Origin of the sequence: Clostridium sartagoforme, from assembly GCF_039521405.1 — a bacterium.
In the GTDB taxonomy this organism is placed as follows: Bacteria; Bacillota; Clostridia; order Clostridiales; family Clostridiaceae; genus Clostridium; species Clostridium sartagoforme.
In genome coordinates, this window is record NZ_BAAACH010000002.1 from 65,030 (window position 1) to 82,327 (window position 17,298).

Sequence of the window (17,298 nt, forward strand, 5' to 3'; positions counted from 1 at the left end):
ACTATATTTTTATTTTATATATAAAGTATGGAGCTTTTTTAACTTTGTTAGAAAGTAGTTTCTAAATGAATGATATCAATTGAAAATAAATACAGAACAACTTAAAATGAATTCAAGAAAAAGTACTTTTTTATTATGTAAGATAATAGGGGGAATAATATGAAAAATATTAATAAAGGGCTAATAGTATCTTGCCAAGCATTAGAAGATGAACCACTTCATTCATCTTTTATTATGGGGAGAATGGCTAAAGCAGCAGTACAAGGAGGAGCGGTAGGGATTAGAGCTAATTCTAATCAGGATATATTAGAAATAAAAAGAAATGTTGATGTTCCAATTATAGGAATAGTTAAAAGGGATTATGAAAATAGTGATATTTATATTACTCCAACAATGACAGAAATAGATGAGCTTATTGAAGTAGGAGTAGATATTATAGCTTTGGACGCAACAGACCGATTAAGACCTGGTAATATTACTTTGAAAGAATTCATTGATAAAATTAGAGAAAAATATGGCAATGTATTACTTATGGCAGATTGTTCTACTTATGATGAAGCTATTTACGCTGATAAAATAGGTTTTGATTTTATAGGAACTACATTAGTAGGATACACAGTTCAAAGTAAAGGTATTCATATAGATACAAATGACTTTGAACTTATAAGAAATATTATTAATTCAGTTTCGAAGCCGGTTATTGCAGAAGGAAATATAGATACACCTGAAAAGGCTAAACGCGTACTTGAACTTGGATGCTATAGTGTGGTAGTTGGATCTATTATAACTCGTCCGAAAGTTATAACTGAGAAATTTATTAATGAGATAAAAAAGATAGGAGAGTAGAAATATTATGAATAAATTTATGAATAAAATTGAAGAGATCTTTCTTCCTATAGCAAATAAACTTGCTTCTAATAAGTATTTATCTGCAATAAGAGATGGTTTTGTGGCAATACTTCCTATTATGATTGCAGGATCTTTCTTTATACTTATAAATAACGTATTTATTGGAGAAAATGGTTTTACAAATAAACTTTTTGGAATGCCATTTACTAAACTTACAGAGCTAGGAGCTTCTATAGTTCCTGCAACTATGTCTATAATGGCAATACTTTTAACATTTACAACTTCTAAATCCTTAGCAGAACATTATAAATCCGAGACTTCAATTACACCATCTATAGCAGTTGTAGTACTTTTCATATTAATGCCAATAAATTTTGATGGAAATTTAGGAATAGAATATATAAACACTTATTATACTGGAGCTGCTGCCATGTTTATGGCTTTTATTTCTGCAATAGCAACTGTAGAAATTATAAGAGGGTTATCAAATATTGATGCCTTGATTATAAAAATGCCAGATAGTGTACCACCATCAATTTCAAGATCTTTTAATAAATTAATACCTGTTATTATAACTTTACTAATATTTGGAATTTTAAAGATGTTTACAAATTACTTTGAACTTCCTTTAAATGATCTTATATTTAAGTCTATACAAACACCTTTCACAAATGTTGTTAATTCTACATTTGGTTTAGGAGTAATTTATTTGCTTTATATGTTGCTTTGGGGATTAGGAATACATTCCGCCTTTATTTTTAATCCTATTTTAGAGCCAATATATCTTGTTTCATTAACACAGAATGCTGAGGCAGCATCGGCTGGACAAGCGTTACAAGCAATTATGACTAAGCCTTTCTTAGATTCAGTTGCATTTATGGGGGGCGCAGGAAATATGATTGCTCTTATTATTGCAATTTTTATAGTATCTCGTAGGGAAGATTATAGAAAAATTGCTAAGATAGGGTTTATACCAGCATTATTTAATATTTCAGAACCGATAATGTTTGGACTTCCAGTTGTGATGAACCCAATATTAATAATTCCAATGATCTTATCTACTTTTGTAGGACTTGCAATAGGAACCTTGACAACATCATTAGGAGTAATGGCTCATACTTATATATTGGTTCCATGGACGACGCCACCAGTTTTAAGTGCTTTCTTTGCTACAGGTGGACATATAGTATCAGCATTAATAGCTGTAATCATTTTAATAATATCAGTATTAATATATATGCCTTTCGTGGCAATAACAAACAAGCAAAGGATGATAGATAATGACTAAAGTTTTAGCACTAGATTTAGATGGCACATTAATCAATGAAATGAATGAGATAATAGGAGGACAAGAAACTCTTAACCTACTTAAAGTTTTACAAGATGATGGTTACGAGGTAGTAGTGGTAACTGGAAGGTTGGATCACGATATAATTCATATAGCTCAAAAATATGATTTAAATATAAAATATAGAATTTCTCAAAATGGTGCTGTGCTACAGGATGACAATAGTATTAAAGGAAGAATATTAAATAAGAAAACAGCTCTTAAGATATATGAATATATAAAGGAAAGAAATCTTAGAGTGGAACTAAATACTATAAGCAATAGATACTGGCATAATGAAAGAGGTGCTGATTTTCCAAGAGAATTCTATAACTCATCTAATATATTAGATGACTTTACAGAGGTTATTTACTATCAGCCAGTAATAATATTTCTTATGATTGGGGATAGCAATGAAATAAATAATGTTAGAAGATATATTGAAGAAAATTTTGATGATGTTGATGCAATTAAAACTTCAGATAAGACATTAGAAATAATTCCTAAGGGTGTTTCTAAGGGAAAGGCACTTAAAGAAATATATCCAAATGCAGAAATAATATCTATAGGAGATTCTGAAAGTGATTGTTCTATGTTCAAATACTCAAAGACATCATATTTTATAGGTAAACATAATCTTGGAAATGCAGATTTTTATATGCCTTCTATAAAGGAAGTTTTAAAAAATATAGTTAAGGAGAATATTTATGGAGAATAATGAGCTTAGTGCATTTGAAATAATATCTAATGTAGGAGCAGCAAAGTCACAGTATATGGAGATAATAAATAAATGTGAAAACAAAGATTTCGACCTTTTAGAGGAAATGTTTGAGGAAGCTGATAATTATTTGGTACAAGGACATAAAAAGCATATGGAACTTGTGCAAATGGAGGCTTCAGGAGATTCACTTAATATATCTCTATTGCTTATACACGCAGAAGATCAGCTTATGAATGCAGAACTGGTTAAGATATTAGCACAAAAATTTATGCATTTATATAAGGAGGCTTTATAATATGATGAACATTTTATTAGTTTGTAATGCAGGAATGTCTACATCAATTCTTGTAGAAAAAATGAAAAAGGTTGCATTAGAAAGAAATATGGAAGCAAGAATATGGGCATTATCTAGCACTGAAGCAAAGAATACTAAGGAAGATGTTGATGTAGTACTTGTAGCACCACAGTTAAAATTTGCAGTAAAAGACATACAAAATAGTTTTGATGGGAAGCCACTAGGAGTAATTGATATGAGGATATATGGAACAATAGATGGAGCGAAGGCCTTAGATCAGGCAATAAATTTAATAAAATGATGAATATACTATTTATTCCATTAGATGAGAGACCTTGTAATAGTGATTTTCCTAAACTTATTACATCGGCTAAGAAAGATATTAAACTTATATCTCCTGATAAATATATATTAGGAGACAAGAAAACCCCAGGACAAGTATCAAAACTTTGGGACTTTGTATTTGAAAATGCAAAAGAATGTAGTTATGCAGTGCTTTCAATTGATATGCTTATTTATGGAGGACTTATTCCTTCAAGATTACATCATTTAACTAAGGATGAAGCTGAAGGATATATTAAAAATTTAAGAAGAATAAAAGAAATTAATCCTAATATAAAAGTTTATGCATTTAATTGTATTATGAGATCTCCTCAATATAATTCTTCTGAAGAAGAGCCGGATTATTATGCTGATTATGGATACAATCTCTTTAGAAGTAAGTATCTTATAGATAAAAGATTAAGGGCTGGAATTAACAAAATAGAGGAAGAGGAGTTAGAGTCAATAAAGATTCCTAAAGAGATTGTATTAGATTATGAGAGTAGAAGAGAATTCAATGAATATATAAATATTGAAGTAGCAAAGCTTCTAGAAGATGGAACTTTGGATTTTTTAGTTATTCCACAAGATGATTCGTCAGAATATGGATATACGGCTATTTCACAAAAAATAGTTTTAGATTTTATAAAAAATAAAAACCTTGAATTTAAATCTTATATATATCCTGGAGCAGACGAGGTAGGAAGTTCTTTACTAGCAAGATGCTTAAATGACTTTTTAGGTAGGACTGTTAAGATATATGCATTTTATTCTTCTACGTTTGGCCCTAATATAATTCCTTTATATGAAGATAGACCTATGAATGAGAGTCTTAAGTATCATGTAAGAGTTTGTGGTGGGGAACTAATTGACAATTCTAGTGAGGCTGACTTGATATTAGCTATAAATTCCCCAGGAAAATATATGCAGGAAGCCTCAAATCAGATTTTAGATATTGATCTTACTTATACATCATATAGAAATCTTTTAGACTTTGTATATAAAATTGAAAGTTATATAAAAAGTGGTAAAATGGTAATATTGAGTGATTCAGCTTTTGCTAATGGTGGAGATTTAACTTTAATAAATTATTTAGATAGGCGTAGAGTTTTATCTAAATTAACAGCATATGCAGGATGGAATACTAATTGTAATACCTTGGGAACTGCTTTGTCTTCAGGGATATATAGCTTAAGCTCAAATAAGGGAAGTCAAATAAAGCATCTTATATATCGTATAGTTGAAGATGTTCTTTACCAATCCAAGGTAAGGCAAGAAGTTATAAAAGAGTATCTTCCTAATAATGATATAAGTTATTACAACTTCAAGGATAAGCAGATGTATGTAGAAAATACTATAAGGGACTTACTTTTAAAAGAATATAATAAGCTTAATATATCAAAAGTTTGTAAACTTAATATTAATAGTATAACAACGCCATGGAAGAGAATGTTTGAAATAGGTATGGATATTGATGTAAACTTTAACGATTATAACAATTTATAAAATAAATTTTAAATAAGATAATCTATTTGGTATTATGATATTAAGTAATTCCAAATAGATTTCTTTATTTATAAAAAACTTTATAAACGGGGGTTAAGTAGAAATGCCAAGTAAAGATAAAAGTATAATACCGTTAATGGAAACCTTATATAGTAACTTTACAAATACTGAAACTACAATTGCAGATTTTTTTATACATAATAATAAAAAACAAGACTTTTCGGCAGAAAGTATTTCCAGAAAGTTATTTGTGTCAAAGGCATCCCTATCAAGATTTGCTCAGAAGTGTGGATTTAAAGGATATAGAGAATTTGTTTATAGATATGAACAGACATTCAATGAGGAAATACAAAACGTAGGGAAGCTAAAAAAGAATGTTTTAAGTACTTATCAAAAACTTTTAGATAAAAGTTATACTCTTACAGATGAAGCTCAGCTTAAAAGAATTTCCGAAATGCTTCTAAAATATAAAAAGGTGTATGTATATGGAATTGGAAGTTCTGGAATTGTAGCTATGGAGTTTAAAATAAGGTTTATGAGATTAGGATTAAATGTGGAATCTGTAGTAGATGCACATATAATGCAAATGAATTCAGTTCTAATAGATGAAGATACTCTGGTAATTGGATTTACTGTAAGTGGTAAGACTAAGATAGTATTAAACTCATTAAAGGAAGCTAAATTAAGAAAAGCAAAAACAATTATAATAACTTCCAATAATGACTTTTCTCTTCATGATTTCTGTGATGAAATAGTTTTAATTGCTGTAACTAAAAATTTAGCTATAGGAAATGTAATATCTCCGCAATTCCCTATGCTAGTAGTGGTGGATATACTGTATTCGCATTTTCTAAACAGCAATTATAATGAAAAAGCGTCTTTTCTTAATGACACATTATCGAACATCGAATTTGAACTAGAATCAGAACTTGAATAATTTTTAATTTATTCATTATTCATTATTATTGTTCTTTAGTCTATAATATAAATAAAGAAACTAACATAAGGAAGGGTAATTCATGGGATATACAGCTTTATATAGAGAATGGAGACCACAAAACTTTTATGATATTGTTGGTCAAGAACATATAACTACAACAGTTAAAAATCAAATATTAAACAATAGAATTGCTCATGCATATCTTTTTTGTGGAACAAGGGGAACAGGAAAAACAACAACAGCTAAGGTATTTGCTAAAGCTTTAAATTGTTTAGACTTAAAAGATGGAGAGCCTTGTAATGAATGTGATATGTGCAGGAAAATAAATGAAGGTTTAGCAATTGATGTTACTGAATTAGATGCAGCTTCAAATAATGGTATTGATAAAATTAGGGATATTATAGATGATGTAAAGTATCCACCACAAGAAGCAAGACATAAAGTTTATATAATGGATGAAGTTCATATGTTATCTATTGGTGCAGTAAATGCTTTTTTAAAGACTTTAGAAGAGCCGCCGAGTAATGTAGTATTTATTTTAGCCACCACAGACCCGCAAAAACTTCCAATAACTATATTATCTAGATGCCAAAGATTTGATTTTAAAAGAATAAATAATAATGAAATTACAGAGCGACTTAAAAAAATTGTTAATGAACAAAATGCGCTTGCAGACGATAAAAGTTTAAACTTAATTGCAAGAGTATCAGATGGAGCAATGAGAGATGCACTTAGTATTTTAGATCAAGCAATATCTATGGGAAATGGAGCAGTACAATATGATGTTCTTGTAAGTATGCTTGGACTTGTAACTAATGATAGTTTATTTAATTTAACCAATTCTGTAACTCAAAGAAATATAGAAAAGTCAATAAGTATAATAGATGAAGTAGTTTATGCAGGAAAGGATATTTATTTATTTATAAAAGACTTAATAGCACATTACAGAAATATTTTAATGGCTAAGGTTACTAATAACCCAGAAGAAGTATTAGATATGTCAGAAGAAAATATATTACTAATAAAAGAGCAAGCTAGTAAAATTAGAGCAGAAGAAGTAATGAGATATATAAGAATTCTTCAAGAAACAGAATCTAATGCTAAAATAAGTAAACAAGCAAGATTATATTTGGAGTTAGCGATAATTAAAATGTGTAAAATTGAGTATGACACATCAAATGAAGTTATATTAACTAGAATAAATAAATTAGAAGAAGGATTGAAAAATGGAAGCCTTAAGGTAGTAAGTAATACTACTGATAAAGTAAATAGTAAAGAGGAAGTAACAAAAAGGCAGCCAGTTAGAGAAACCAAAAGAATAACAACCAGTAATGTTGTAGCAAATGAAAATTCAAAAGTAACATTAAATGATATACAAAGGTCATGGAAAGATATCTTAGAAAGGTTTAAGGCTAGAAGAGCAATGATAGTATATGCATCTATTCTTACTGGAAAACCTGTAGAATGTAAAAATGGAATTCTAACTATAGAGTATGAGGATCAATATAAATTCAATAAAGATAGATTGGAAAAGCCTGAGTACAAATCTGTAATACAAGAAGTATTAGCAGAAATATTTAGAGAAGATATAAAAGTTATGTTTGAAGTAGAAGAAAGTTCAAGTGATGAGAAATCAACAGCAGATATGCTTTTAGAAACTTTAGGGTCTGATATAGTAGATATTTTAGATGAATAATAGTTTTAAATTGCGAATATAAAGGCTACGATAAATAGATATATTTCATAAGCTAAATAGCTACGCAAAGAAGTACTAGGCTCGGAGAACTACTATGCCAAGAGTTTTGGTTAAACTCGCTGCGCTCAGACGAACCAACAACACTAAGGCAAAGTAGTTCTTCCTTCACCAAGTACTTCTAATTTCTCGCTATATCTTATTTCACCGTCTATTCACCTTGGCCAACTTATATTAAGAATTTAAATTAATAATGAATTAAGTTATTGGTAAAAAATAATTGATGAGGGACATTAAAAACTTAGTTAGGTGTAGCAGACTATAATTGAGCTTGTTCCCTGGTACCTGTTCCCTGTTACCTATAAAATCAAAACAACTGTAAACTGTGCCTTGTGAACTGAAAAATGCTTCGCATTTTAAAACTATTGAATAAAAAGAATAAATAGAAATAATAATAACAATGAAAACTAATATAAATAATGGGCTAAATATAGAAAAGTAAAGTAAAATACTATATAATAGTTAATAGGTTTTTATAAAAGATAAAAAAGATAGAAGAGATAAAAAGGAGGATTTTTTATGGCAAAGGGAGGATTTCCAGGCGGATTTGGCGGAGGAAATATGAACAACCTAATGAAGCAAGCACAAAAACTTCAAAGGGATATGGAGCAAATGCAAAAAGACCTTGAAACTAAGGAATTTGAAGTTTCAGTTGGTGGTGGAGCTGTAATTGTAAAAGCAAATGGTAAGAAAGAAGTAGTTTCAATTAATATAAAACCAGAAGTAGTTGATGCAGATGATGTTGAAATGCTAGAAGACTTAATTTTAAGTGCAGTAAATGAAGCGCTAAGAAAAGCGGAAGAAGAAAGTGCAAATAAAATGGGGAAATTAACTGGTGGAATGAACATACCAGGACTGTTTTAGCAATTAACGATTAATGGTTAAAGTTTTACAATTATTTGTAGTCATTAATAATGGATAATTAATAAGGAAAAGTTAACAATTAATTTATAAATAAAGTTATAAGGGAAAGGGCGAAGTTGTTTCGCCTTTTTATATATTCAAATAATGGGAAGGATGATTTTATGGATTTTTATCCTGTTGCAATAGAAAAGTTAATTGAAGAGTTTGCTAAGTTACCTAGTATTGGACAAAAAACAGCTCAAAGATTAGCATTATATGTTTTAAATCTTCCAGAAGATGAAGTAAGAGAATTTTCAGAAGCCTTAGTAAAGGCTAGAGGAACCATAAGATATTGTTCAATATGTGGTAACTTTACAGATAAAGATCCTTGTGCAATATGTTCAAATCCGAATAGAGAAAAAGATATAATTTGTGTCGTAGAGCAACCTAAAGATATCATGACAATGGAAAAGGTTAAAGAGTACAATGGATCATATCATGTATTACACGGAAATCTATCCCCTATGCAAGGAAGGGGACCACAGGATATAAGAATAAGAGAGCTAGTTGCAAGAATGAGTGCAGATATTAAAGAAGTTATAATAGCTACAAATCCTAATATTGAAGGAGAAGCTACAGCTATGTATATATCAAGAATATTGAAGCCTTTAGATATAAAAGTAACTAGAATCGCATCAGGAATACCTGTAGGTGGAGATTTAGAATATGCAGATGAGGTAACATTATCAAAAGCTCTGGAGGGAAGAAAAGAAATATAGAAAATATAATTGAAAGGTGACTGTATGAGTAACTTATTGAAATTTTTATTTAGTAGAATGATTATTGTCGGGGTACTTATTCTACTACAACTAGGAATACTTACTTTTGCTATATGGAAAGTTACTGAGGAGTTTGTTTATTTATATGCAGCTTTTTCGGTAGTAAGTATAATAGCAGCTGTATATATTTTTAGTACCAAAGATAATCCATCTTATAAGCTTGCTTGGATTGTACCTGTTTTGTTAGTTCCTGTATTTGGAGGATTGTTCTATTTATTATTTGGTTTGAAAAAGACTACTAAGAAATTTAGATCTAGAATGTTAAATATACATAATGAAACATCCTCATTATTAATGCAGGATAAACATATCTTAAATGAAATTCAAAAAGAAGATAAATCTATAGCAAATCAAATAAGATATTTAAATGAATATGCAGCAAGTCCGATATATAAAAATACAATTACCAAATACTTATCACCTGGAGAAGAGTTTTTCGAAGAACTTAAAAAGGAATTAAAGAAGGCTCAAAAATATATATTTTTAGAATATTTTATAATTCAAGAAGGACTAATGTGGGATAGTATATTAGAAATATTAGAAGAAAAAATAAAAGAAGGTGTAGAGGTAAGATTAATATATGATGATATGGGATGTCTTAGAACGCTTCCATATAAATATAATGAAAAATTAAAGAAAAAGGGAATCAGGTGTTTAGTTTTTAATCCATTTGTACCATTTCTATCAATAATAATGAACAATAGAGATCATAGAAAAATTGCAGTAATAGATGGTCATACGGCTTTTACAGGCGGAATAAATTTAGCTGACGAATATATAAATGAAATAAATAGATTTGGTCATTGGAAAGATTCTGCACTTATGATAAAAGGAGAAGCAGTTTGGAATTTAACTATGATGTTTCTTCAGTCATGGCAATTTAATTGTGGAGAAAAAGATGATTATGAAAAATATAAACCCTATGTAAATTATAAAGAAGTATTTGAAACTGATGGATATGTTCAGCCTTATGGAGATAGCCCTCTAGATGATGAGACTGTAGGGGAAAATGTATATTTGAATATAATAAATAAGGCAAAGGATTATGTATATATAACAACTCCTTATTTGATAGTTGATAATGAATTAGTGACAGCATTAACATTAGCGGCTAAAAATGGAGTAGAAGTTATAATAATTACACCACACAAGGAAGATAAGTGGTATGTACATATGGTTACAAGGGCTTACTATGCTCAACTTATAGAGGCTGGTGTAAAAATATATGAGTACACACCAGGATTTATACATTCAAAAACCTTCGTATCTGATGATGAAATTGGAGTCATAGGAACTATCAACATGGACTATAGAAGCCTTTATTTACATTTTGAGTGTGGGGTATTACTTTACAAAACAAAATCACTTGTAGAAATTAAAGAAGATTTTATAAAAACATTAGAATCTTGTAGGCTAATAACAATAGAAGACTGTCACCAGGTAAAGTGGTCTAATAAATTTATAACAGCTTTACTAAGAGTATTTGCCCCTCTTATGTAATAAAAAAGTTATTCCTTTGAATATTTTTGTTAAATTATGGGAATTAATTTAATATAGAATATTTGGGAGGGGTCAAAGTGAATAAGAAAGCAATTTTAAATTTATTAATGCAAAATGTAGAAAAAAATAAGTTAGAATATAGTGAGGAAGATTTAGAATTATTAAGTGCTATTAAAGAAACTGTAATAGAGATGGAAGTAGCAAGGTCATTATTTAATTCTGTAAGTGATCCTCAACTAATTGAACTAGCAATTCACGCCGAAGATGTAGCAAAGACTAGATATAATTATCTGATAACTATGGCAAAACAAAGAGAGTTAAGAAAAATAGATTAATAATATTATTAAATAATGCATAATATTAAATGGAGGGGATTTACATGGATTTAAATATGATATTATATGGATTAATAGGATTAGTGTTATTGTATTTATTAATAAAATTTTTAAAATGGCCGTTAAAAATTTTACTAAACGGAATTATAGGTATAGTTTTATTATACTTTACTAATATTTTAGGCTCTTATTTTGGTTTTTCAATAGGGATAAATGCTGTAACAGCATTAATTGCAGGATTCTTAGGGATACCTGGAGTTATATTCCTTGTAATATTTCAACTATTTCTATAAAATAAAAAGAGATTCAGGATTGCTTGAATCTCTTTTATTTTAATGAGAGAGGGAACAATAGAGTTCCCAAAAGTTTATATAGATGGGAGTTAAAAGTTTTTCAGTCTACTAATGAGTGAAAAGCCTCTTATGAGATTAGTATATGGTGATAATAAAAATAGGTTACTAATACTTTGTTATAAAATGCGAATATAAAGGCTACGATAAATAGATATGTTTCATAAGCTAAATAGCTACGCAAAGAAGTACTAGGCTCGGAGAACTACTATGCCAAGAGTTTTGGTTAAACTCGCTGCGCTCAGACGAACCAACAACACTAAGGCAAAGTAGTTCTTCCTTCATCAAGTACTTCTAATTTCTCGCTATATGCTTATTTCACCGTCTATTTACCTTCGCCAACTTATATTAAGAATTTAAATTAATAATGAATTAAGTTATTGGTAAAAAATAATTAATGAGGGACATTAAAAACTTAGTTAGGTGTAGCAGACTATAATTGAGCTTGTTCCCTGATACCTGTTCCCTGTTACCTATAAAATCAAAACAACTGTAAACTGTGCCTTGTGAACTGTGAACTGAAAAATGCTTCGCATTTTATTACAACTGTTAACTAAAGTAAGGCTGTAATAGAATAAAAGTATAATAAGATTGGGGGGTGTATCTATGCCAGTAGGAAATGGAGTAAATTGTAAGTATTGTCCTGAGTATAAAAAAGGATGTAGTGGTAATGATAAAACATGTCTATGTTATAAGTGCCCAAGACATTTAGGACAATGTATATGTGTAAAATATTGTAGAGAAACAGAGTCTATATTAACTTTTGAAAAGTAAGTGATTTAAAGGAGGAAATTAAATGAAAGAAAAAGGGAAAAAATTCATAAGTGAATTTAAAGATTTTGCAATGAAAGGAAATGTACTAGATTTAGCAGTTGGAGTTATTATAGGGGGAGCTTTTAATAAAATAGTTTCATCATTAGTTAAAGACATAATAATGCCTCCAATCGGACTTTTAACAGGAGGAGTTAACTTTCAAGATCTTACATATACTTTAAAAGAGGCAGTACCAGGTGTCAGTGATGCTATAGTAATATCATACGGATTATTTATACAAAATGTAGTTGACTTTATAATAATTGCTCTATCTGTATTTATATTTATTAAGATTATAAATAAATTAAATAAAAAGAAACAAGAAGAATCAAAACCACAGGAAGATAAAAAGACAAGGGAAGAAGAGCTATTAACAGAAATAAGAGATATTTTAAAAAATAATAAACAATAGAAAAATAGTTAATAATTAATGATTAACAATTACTGAACTTAGTATTAAAGTCCATCTACTGAAGATTGCCTGAAGTTGATGGACTTTAATTATTTCACTTGAGTTTTACGTAGTAAAGTATCTTCAGTTATCAATTAAAATAAGTTGTTCTGCAATTTATTAAACTAGTGTTCAAATTAATGATAATTACATAATATGATAAAAAGTTAGTAAATTATTAACAAAGTAGTTGTTAATAATTCGAAAAAGTAGTAAAATTATCAATAATAAAATTAAGCAATAAATAAAAATATAATGGGGGAGAGTCATAATGCATAAAAAGCTATTTATTCCTGGGCCAGTAGAAGTTAAGCCAGATGTTTTAGAACAAATGGCAAGACCTATGATTGGTCATAGAAGCAAAGAAGCTTCTGAGCTTCAAAGAAGAATAAGCAATAATTTAAGAAAGGTTTTTTTCACAGAAAGTGAAATATTACTTTCAACTACATCAGGTAGTGGACTTATGGAAGGAGCTATAAGATGCTGTACAGCAAAGAAAGCAGCTGTATTTTCCGTTGGGGCATTCGGAAAGAGATGGTATGAAATGGCGACTTCGAATAATGTTTCTGCAGACTTGTTTGAAGTAGAAATGGGAAAAGCTGTTACGCCTGAAATGGTTGATAAGGTATTAAAAACTGGTAATTATGATTTGGTAGCAGTAACTCATAATGAAACATCTACAGGAGTTATGAATCCAATAGATAAAATAGGAGAAGTCATAAAGAAATATTCTGATATTATTTTTATAGTAGATACAGTAAGTTCAGCAGCAGGAACAAAGATAGAAGTCGATAAATGTGGAATAGATATTTGTATAACTTCAACTCAAAAGGCAATAGGGCTGCCTCCTGGAATGGCAATATGCACTTTTTCAAATAAGGCAAAGGAAAGAGCAGAGAAAGTTCCTAACAGAGGTTTTTATTTGGACTTGTTATCACTATATAAGTATATACAAAAGAAGGATTATCAATATCCATCAACACCTTCTATATCACATATGTATGCTCTAGATTATCAACTAGACTATATATTAAATAAGGAGGGCTTAGAAAATAGATTTGCAAGACATTTAGAAATGGCAAAAGTAGTTAGGGAATGGGCGAAAAAGTATTTCGAATTATTTCCAGATGAGAATTATTTATCTAATACTTTAACAACTGTTAAAAATAACAGAGAAATAGATGTTTCATTTTTAAATAAAGAATTAGCAAAGAGAGGCTTCCAAATATCTAATGGATATGGAAGTTTAAAAGATAAAACTTTTAGAATTGCTCATATGGCAGATTGCAAAATGGAAGAAATACAAGAGTTATTAATTAATATAAATGATATTTTAGGATTAGAATAATTTAGATAAGTATATTTAAGTAATAAGCAATAAATGTGGCTAGAAAGTATAAATAAGGGTTTAGATTAGATTCTAGACTCTTATTATTATAATTAACAATTAACAGAGTAAGTGGTTTTATTTTGTGAAACCATTGTTAATTATCAATTATTAATTAAATAAACTGGGGGTATTAACGTGTACAAAATATTAGTAAGTGATGGTTTGCAGGAAAATGCAATTAATGAATTAATAAAATTAGGTTTTAGTGTTACTGATGAGCATTATGATAAAGTAATTTTAGGGGAAAAGCTTAAGGAGTTTGATGCTTTAGTTATAAGATCAGCAACAAAAGTAACTAAGGAAGTATTAGAAAAGGCATCAGGTGGAAAATTAAAATTAATAATAAGAGCTGGAGTTGGAATAGATAATATAGATATATATTCAGCACATGAACAAGGCATCACCGTAAAGAATACTCCAAATGCCAGTTCAGACTCAGTTGCTGAATTAGCATTAGCTCATATGTTTGCAGTGGCAAGGTTTATAGGAACATCAAATTACACTATGAGAAATGGTGAATGGAACAAGAAGAAATATGAAGGCATTGAAATTAGTGGGAAAACTTTAGGGATAATAGGAATGGGTAGGATAGGTAAATCCCTAGCTAATAAGGCAACAGCATTAGGAATGAATGTTATTTATAATGATGTATTTGGAAAACAAGATGATGTAAAGTATGAGTTTTTGGAATTAAATGATTTACTCAGAAAATCGGATTTTATTTCTCTACATGTTCCTTATGATAAAGAAAATGGGACATTAATCAGAAAAGAAGAGTTAAATTTAATGAAAGATGGGGCTTATATAATAAATTGTGCAAGAGGTAAAGTTGTAGATGAAGAAGCTTTACTAGAAGCTTTAGATAGTGGGAAAATTGCAGGGGCAGGTATAGATGTATTTGAAGTAGAGCCAAACACAAATGAAATCTTAGTTAATCATCCAAGAGTAAGCTGCACTCCTCATATAGGAGCATCAACAATGGAAGCTCAAGATAGAATAGGAGAAGAAGTAGTTTCAGTTATAAAGGATTTTTTTACTAAGCTATAAATATAGGAGGAATTTTAATGGCAATTATTAAACCTTTTAGAGGAATAAGACCTATAAAAGAATTAGCGGATAAAATAGCGGCACTTCCTTATGATGTAATGGATAGTGATGAAGCTAGGGAAATGGTTAAGGATAATCCATATTCATTTTTGCATGTAGATAAAGCAGAAATAGATTTACCAAAAGATATAGATCCTTATGATGATAGGGTGTATGATAAGGCTAAAGAAAATCTAGATAGTATGATTAAAAATAGATTTTATATAGAAGATGAAAAGCCTAATTATTATATCTATAGACAAGTTATGAAAGGAAGAAGCCAGGTTGGTCTTGTTGGATGTGCATCAATAGATGATTATACTAACAATATAATAAAAAAACATGAACTGACAAGAGAAGATAAAGAAATAGATAGAATTAATCATGTATATAAATGTGAAGCTCATACAGGACCTATATTCTTAACTTATAGAGAAAACAAGGATATTTCAAATATTATAAATGAATGGATAAAGAGAGAACCAATATATGATTTTAAATCAGAAGATGAGGTATGTCATACTGTATGGATCGTGGATGATGAAAATACAGTAATTAAAATAAATGAATTATTTAAATCAGTAGAATATTTATATATTGCAGATGGACATCATAGATCTGCATCAGCAGTAAAAGTAGGTCATATAAAAAGAGCAGAAAAGGAAGATTATACTGGAGAAGAGGAGTTTAATTATTTCTTATCTATTTCATATCCAGATAGCGAGCTTGAAGTTTTAGATTACAATAGAACCGTTAAAGATTTAAATGGACTTTCAAGAGAAGAGTTTTTAAATAAGGTAAGTGAAATTTTTGTAGTTACTGAAAGTAATGAACCAGTTAAGCCTAAAGAAAAACACACTTTTGGAATGTATTTAGAAAAACAGTGGTATTTATTAGAGGCTAAAGAGGGAATATTTAATCCAGAAGATCCAGTAGATCAATTAGATGTATCAATTCTTCAAAACAATCTTTTAAGACCAATACTAGGAATTGATGATCCAAGAAAATCAAAGAGAATAAAATTCATTGGTGGGATAAGAGGATTAAAGGAACTTGAAAGAAGAGCAGATACAGATATGAAAGTGAGCTTTTCTATGTATGCAACAACAACTGATGATATTATGGATATTGCAGATAGTGGAAAAATAATGCCACCAAAATCAACATGGTTTGAACCAAAGCCTAGAAGTGGATTATTTATTCACAAGTTCTAATTTATATAAATTTATAATATCAAAAAATATGTTAGAAACTCAGTTTATCTGAGTTTCTTTTATTATGTAAAACTTAGACTATTTTTCATTTAAAATAAGTTTTTTTCAATTTATAATAAAAGATTGTTAAGTATTAAAAATAAAGACTTGAATACTATGTATTTATTATGTAATCTTATATATATGTAAATAAGCATATTTTTAAAAATAAAATTTAAAGAAATATATAGTATAAGGAGCATATTATGACAGATTCATTAATTAATTGGTTTACTAGCACATTAAGTTTTATGCCAAAGGAGCTTGTAGTGTTTATAATATCTATGGTACCTATTTTAGAGTTGAGAGGTGGATTAGTTGCGTCCTCTTTATTAGGTATAGGAGTATTTAAAGCTATATTCTTATGCGTTTTAGGAAATATAGTTCCTATTCCATTCATTTTGTTTTTTATTACCCCAATATTTAATTGGATGAAAAAGACCAAATTATTTAAAGCTACAGTTGAAAAATTAGAGGAAAAATCAATGGCTAAAAGTGAGCAAATTCAGAAATATGAATTTTGGGGACTTGCATTATTTGTTGGTGTACCTTTACCAGGAACAGGGGCATGGACAGGTGCACTTATAGCGTCATTACTTGGAATAAAAACAAAGAAGGCATCCTTAGCGATATTTGTAGGTTTAATAATCGCAACAGTAATAATGACTATAATATCCTATGGAATTCCATGGGTCATTCAAACAATGGGATAATAGTTATTAAAAA

General features: G+C 29.1%; 19 protein-coding genes. All 19 read left to right on the forward strand.

Annotation, left to right across the window (positions count from 1 at the left end):
- Positions 1–159: 159 nt before the first annotated feature.
- The 19 genes from ABDZ60_RS00570 (at position 160) to ABDZ60_RS00660 (ending at position 17,285) form a co-directional block, all read left to right on the forward strand.
- Positions 160–846, forward strand: a complete 687-nt coding sequence (locus tag ABDZ60_RS00570; protein ID WP_016207839.1) for an N-acetylmannosamine-6-phosphate 2-epimerase — start codon at positions 160–162, stop codon at positions 844–846.
- A 7-nt stretch (positions 847–853) separates the two neighbouring features.
- Complete coding sequence (locus ABDZ60_RS00575) at positions 854–2,137, forward strand: PTS sugar transporter subunit IIC (RefSeq protein ID WP_343775039.1); 1,284 nt, start codon at positions 854–856, stop codon at positions 2,135–2,137.
- Positions 2,130–2,894, forward strand: a complete 765-nt coding sequence (locus ABDZ60_RS00580; protein WP_343775041.1) for an HAD-IIB family hydrolase — start codon at positions 2,130–2,132, stop codon at positions 2,892–2,894. The genes ABDZ60_RS00575 and ABDZ60_RS00580 overlap by 8 nt, the downstream gene beginning before the upstream one ends.
- A complete protein-coding gene (locus tag ABDZ60_RS00585; RefSeq protein WP_343775043.1) occupies positions 2,884–3,192 on the forward strand; it encodes a PTS sugar transporter subunit IIA in 309 nt (102 codons plus the stop codon). The genes ABDZ60_RS00580 and ABDZ60_RS00585 overlap by 11 nt, the downstream gene beginning before the upstream one ends.
- A 1-nt stretch (position 3,193) precedes the next feature.
- Positions 3,194–3,493, forward strand: coding sequence for a PTS sugar transporter subunit IIB (locus ABDZ60_RS00590; RefSeq protein ID WP_016207835.1), 300 nt, complete (start codon positions 3,194–3,196; stop codon positions 3,491–3,493).
- Positions 3,490–5,019, forward strand: coding sequence for a DUF4127 family protein (locus ABDZ60_RS00595; protein WP_343775046.1), 1,530 nt, complete (start codon positions 3,490–3,492; stop codon positions 5,017–5,019). Before ABDZ60_RS00590 ends, ABDZ60_RS00595 begins: the two co-directional genes overlap by 4 nt.
- Positions 5,020–5,122: 103 nt before the next feature.
- Positions 5,123–5,956: a MurR/RpiR family transcriptional regulator gene (locus ABDZ60_RS00600; RefSeq protein ID WP_016207833.1), complete on the forward strand. Its 834-nt coding sequence runs from the start codon at positions 5,123–5,125 to the stop codon at positions 5,954–5,956.
- 82 nt (positions 5,957–6,038) lie between these two features.
- Positions 6,039–7,655, forward strand: a complete 1,617-nt coding sequence (gene dnaX / locus ABDZ60_RS00605; RefSeq protein WP_016207832.1) for a DNA polymerase III subunit gamma/tau — start codon at positions 6,039–6,041, stop codon at positions 7,653–7,655.
- Positions 7,656–8,231: 576 nt separating this feature from the next.
- Entirely contained in the window at positions 8,232–8,576 is a 345-nt protein-coding gene (locus ABDZ60_RS00610; protein WP_016207831.1) for a YbaB/EbfC family nucleoid-associated protein, read from the forward strand.
- A gap of 161 nt (positions 8,577–8,737) precedes the next feature.
- On the forward strand, positions 8,738–9,334 hold the full coding sequence (gene recR / locus ABDZ60_RS00615) for a recombination mediator RecR (protein ID WP_016207830.1): 597 nt from the start codon (positions 8,738–8,740) through the stop codon (positions 9,332–9,334).
- Between the two features lie 24 nt (positions 9,335–9,358).
- The gene (cls, locus tag ABDZ60_RS00620) at positions 9,359–10,894 is read left to right on the forward strand and encodes a cardiolipin synthase (RefSeq protein WP_016207829.1); all 1,536 of its coding nucleotides are present in this window, start codon (positions 9,359–9,361) and stop codon (positions 10,892–10,894) included.
- 77 nt (positions 10,895–10,971) lie between these two features.
- Positions 10,972–11,229: a DUF2508 family protein gene (locus ABDZ60_RS00625; RefSeq protein WP_016207828.1), complete on the forward strand. Its 258-nt coding sequence runs from the start codon at positions 10,972–10,974 to the stop codon at positions 11,227–11,229.
- A gap of 44 nt (positions 11,230–11,273) precedes the next feature.
- Positions 11,274–11,522, forward strand: coding sequence for a pro-sigmaK processing inhibitor BofA family protein (locus ABDZ60_RS00630; RefSeq protein ID WP_016207827.1), 249 nt, complete (start codon positions 11,274–11,276; stop codon positions 11,520–11,522).
- A gap of 663 nt (positions 11,523–12,185) precedes the next feature.
- Positions 12,186–12,353: a hypothetical protein gene (locus ABDZ60_RS00635; RefSeq protein ID WP_016207826.1), complete on the forward strand. Its 168-nt coding sequence runs from the start codon at positions 12,186–12,188 to the stop codon at positions 12,351–12,353.
- A gap of 22 nt (positions 12,354–12,375) precedes the next feature.
- A complete protein-coding gene (gene mscL, locus ABDZ60_RS00640) occupies positions 12,376–12,804 on the forward strand; it encodes a large-conductance mechanosensitive channel protein MscL (RefSeq protein WP_016207825.1) in 429 nt (142 codons plus the stop codon).
- Positions 12,805–13,114: 310 nt separating this feature from the next.
- Positions 13,115–14,191, forward strand: coding sequence for a pyridoxal-phosphate-dependent aminotransferase family protein (locus ABDZ60_RS00645; RefSeq protein WP_016207824.1), 1,077 nt, complete (start codon positions 13,115–13,117; stop codon positions 14,189–14,191).
- A 177-nt stretch (positions 14,192–14,368) separates the two neighbouring features.
- Positions 14,369–15,280, forward strand: coding sequence for a D-2-hydroxyacid dehydrogenase (locus ABDZ60_RS00650; protein ID WP_016207823.1), 912 nt, complete (start codon positions 14,369–14,371; stop codon positions 15,278–15,280).
- Positions 15,281–15,297: 17 nt separating this feature from the next.
- Positions 15,298–16,533, forward strand: coding sequence for a DUF1015 domain-containing protein (locus tag ABDZ60_RS00655; protein WP_016207822.1), 1,236 nt, complete (start codon positions 15,298–15,300; stop codon positions 16,531–16,533).
- Positions 16,534–16,778: 245 nt separating this feature from the next.
- Entirely contained in the window at positions 16,779–17,285 is a 507-nt protein-coding gene (locus tag ABDZ60_RS00660) for a COG2426 family protein (RefSeq protein ID WP_047001774.1), read from the forward strand.
- The last annotated feature ends 13 nt before the right edge of the window (positions 17,286–17,298 follow it).

Bases quoted from the DNA above. Each gene is read 5' to 3' on its own strand.
- cls (WP_016207829.1), top strand. From the start codon at position 9,359: ATGAGTAACTTATTGAAATTTTTATTTAGTAGAATGATTATTGTCGGG.
- ABDZ60_RS00655 (WP_016207822.1), top strand. From the start codon at position 15,298: ATGGCAATTATTAAACCTTTTAGAGGAATAAGACCTATAAAAGAATTA.
- dnaX (WP_016207832.1), top strand. From the start codon at position 6,039: ATGGGATATACAGCTTTATATAGAGAATGGAGACCACAAAACTTTTAT.
- ABDZ60_RS00575 (WP_343775039.1), top strand. From the start codon at position 854: ATGAATAAATTTATGAATAAAATTGAAGAGATCTTTCTTCCTATAGCA.
- ABDZ60_RS00645 (WP_016207824.1), top strand. From the start codon at position 13,115: ATGCATAAAAAGCTATTTATTCCTGGGCCAGTAGAAGTTAAGCCAGAT.
- ABDZ60_RS00630 (WP_016207827.1), top strand. From the start codon at position 11,274: ATGGATTTAAATATGATATTATATGGATTAATAGGATTAGTGTTATTG.
- ABDZ60_RS00610 (WP_016207831.1), top strand. From the start codon at position 8,232: ATGGCAAAGGGAGGATTTCCAGGCGGATTTGGCGGAGGAAATATGAAC.
- ABDZ60_RS00590 (WP_016207835.1), top strand. From the start codon at position 3,194: ATGATGAACATTTTATTAGTTTGTAATGCAGGAATGTCTACATCAATT.
- ABDZ60_RS00595 (WP_343775046.1), top strand. From the start codon at position 3,490: ATGATGAATATACTATTTATTCCATTAGATGAGAGACCTTGTAATAGT.
- ABDZ60_RS00580 (WP_343775041.1), top strand. From the start codon at position 2,130: ATGACTAAAGTTTTAGCACTAGATTTAGATGGCACATTAATCAATGAA.
- ABDZ60_RS00600 (WP_016207833.1), top strand. From the start codon at position 5,123: ATGCCAAGTAAAGATAAAAGTATAATACCGTTAATGGAAACCTTATAT.
- ABDZ60_RS00660 (WP_047001774.1), top strand. From the start codon at position 16,779: ATGACAGATTCATTAATTAATTGGTTTACTAGCACATTAAGTTTTATG.
- ABDZ60_RS00585 (WP_343775043.1), top strand. From the start codon at position 2,884: ATGGAGAATAATGAGCTTAGTGCATTTGAAATAATATCTAATGTAGGA.
- ABDZ60_RS00635 (WP_016207826.1), top strand. From the start codon at position 12,186: ATGCCAGTAGGAAATGGAGTAAATTGTAAGTATTGTCCTGAGTATAAA.
- recR (WP_016207830.1), top strand. From the start codon at position 8,738: ATGGATTTTTATCCTGTTGCAATAGAAAAGTTAATTGAAGAGTTTGCT.
- mscL (WP_016207825.1), top strand. From the start codon at position 12,376: ATGAAAGAAAAAGGGAAAAAATTCATAAGTGAATTTAAAGATTTTGCA.
- ABDZ60_RS00570 (WP_016207839.1), top strand. From the start codon at position 160: ATGAAAAATATTAATAAAGGGCTAATAGTATCTTGCCAAGCATTAGAA.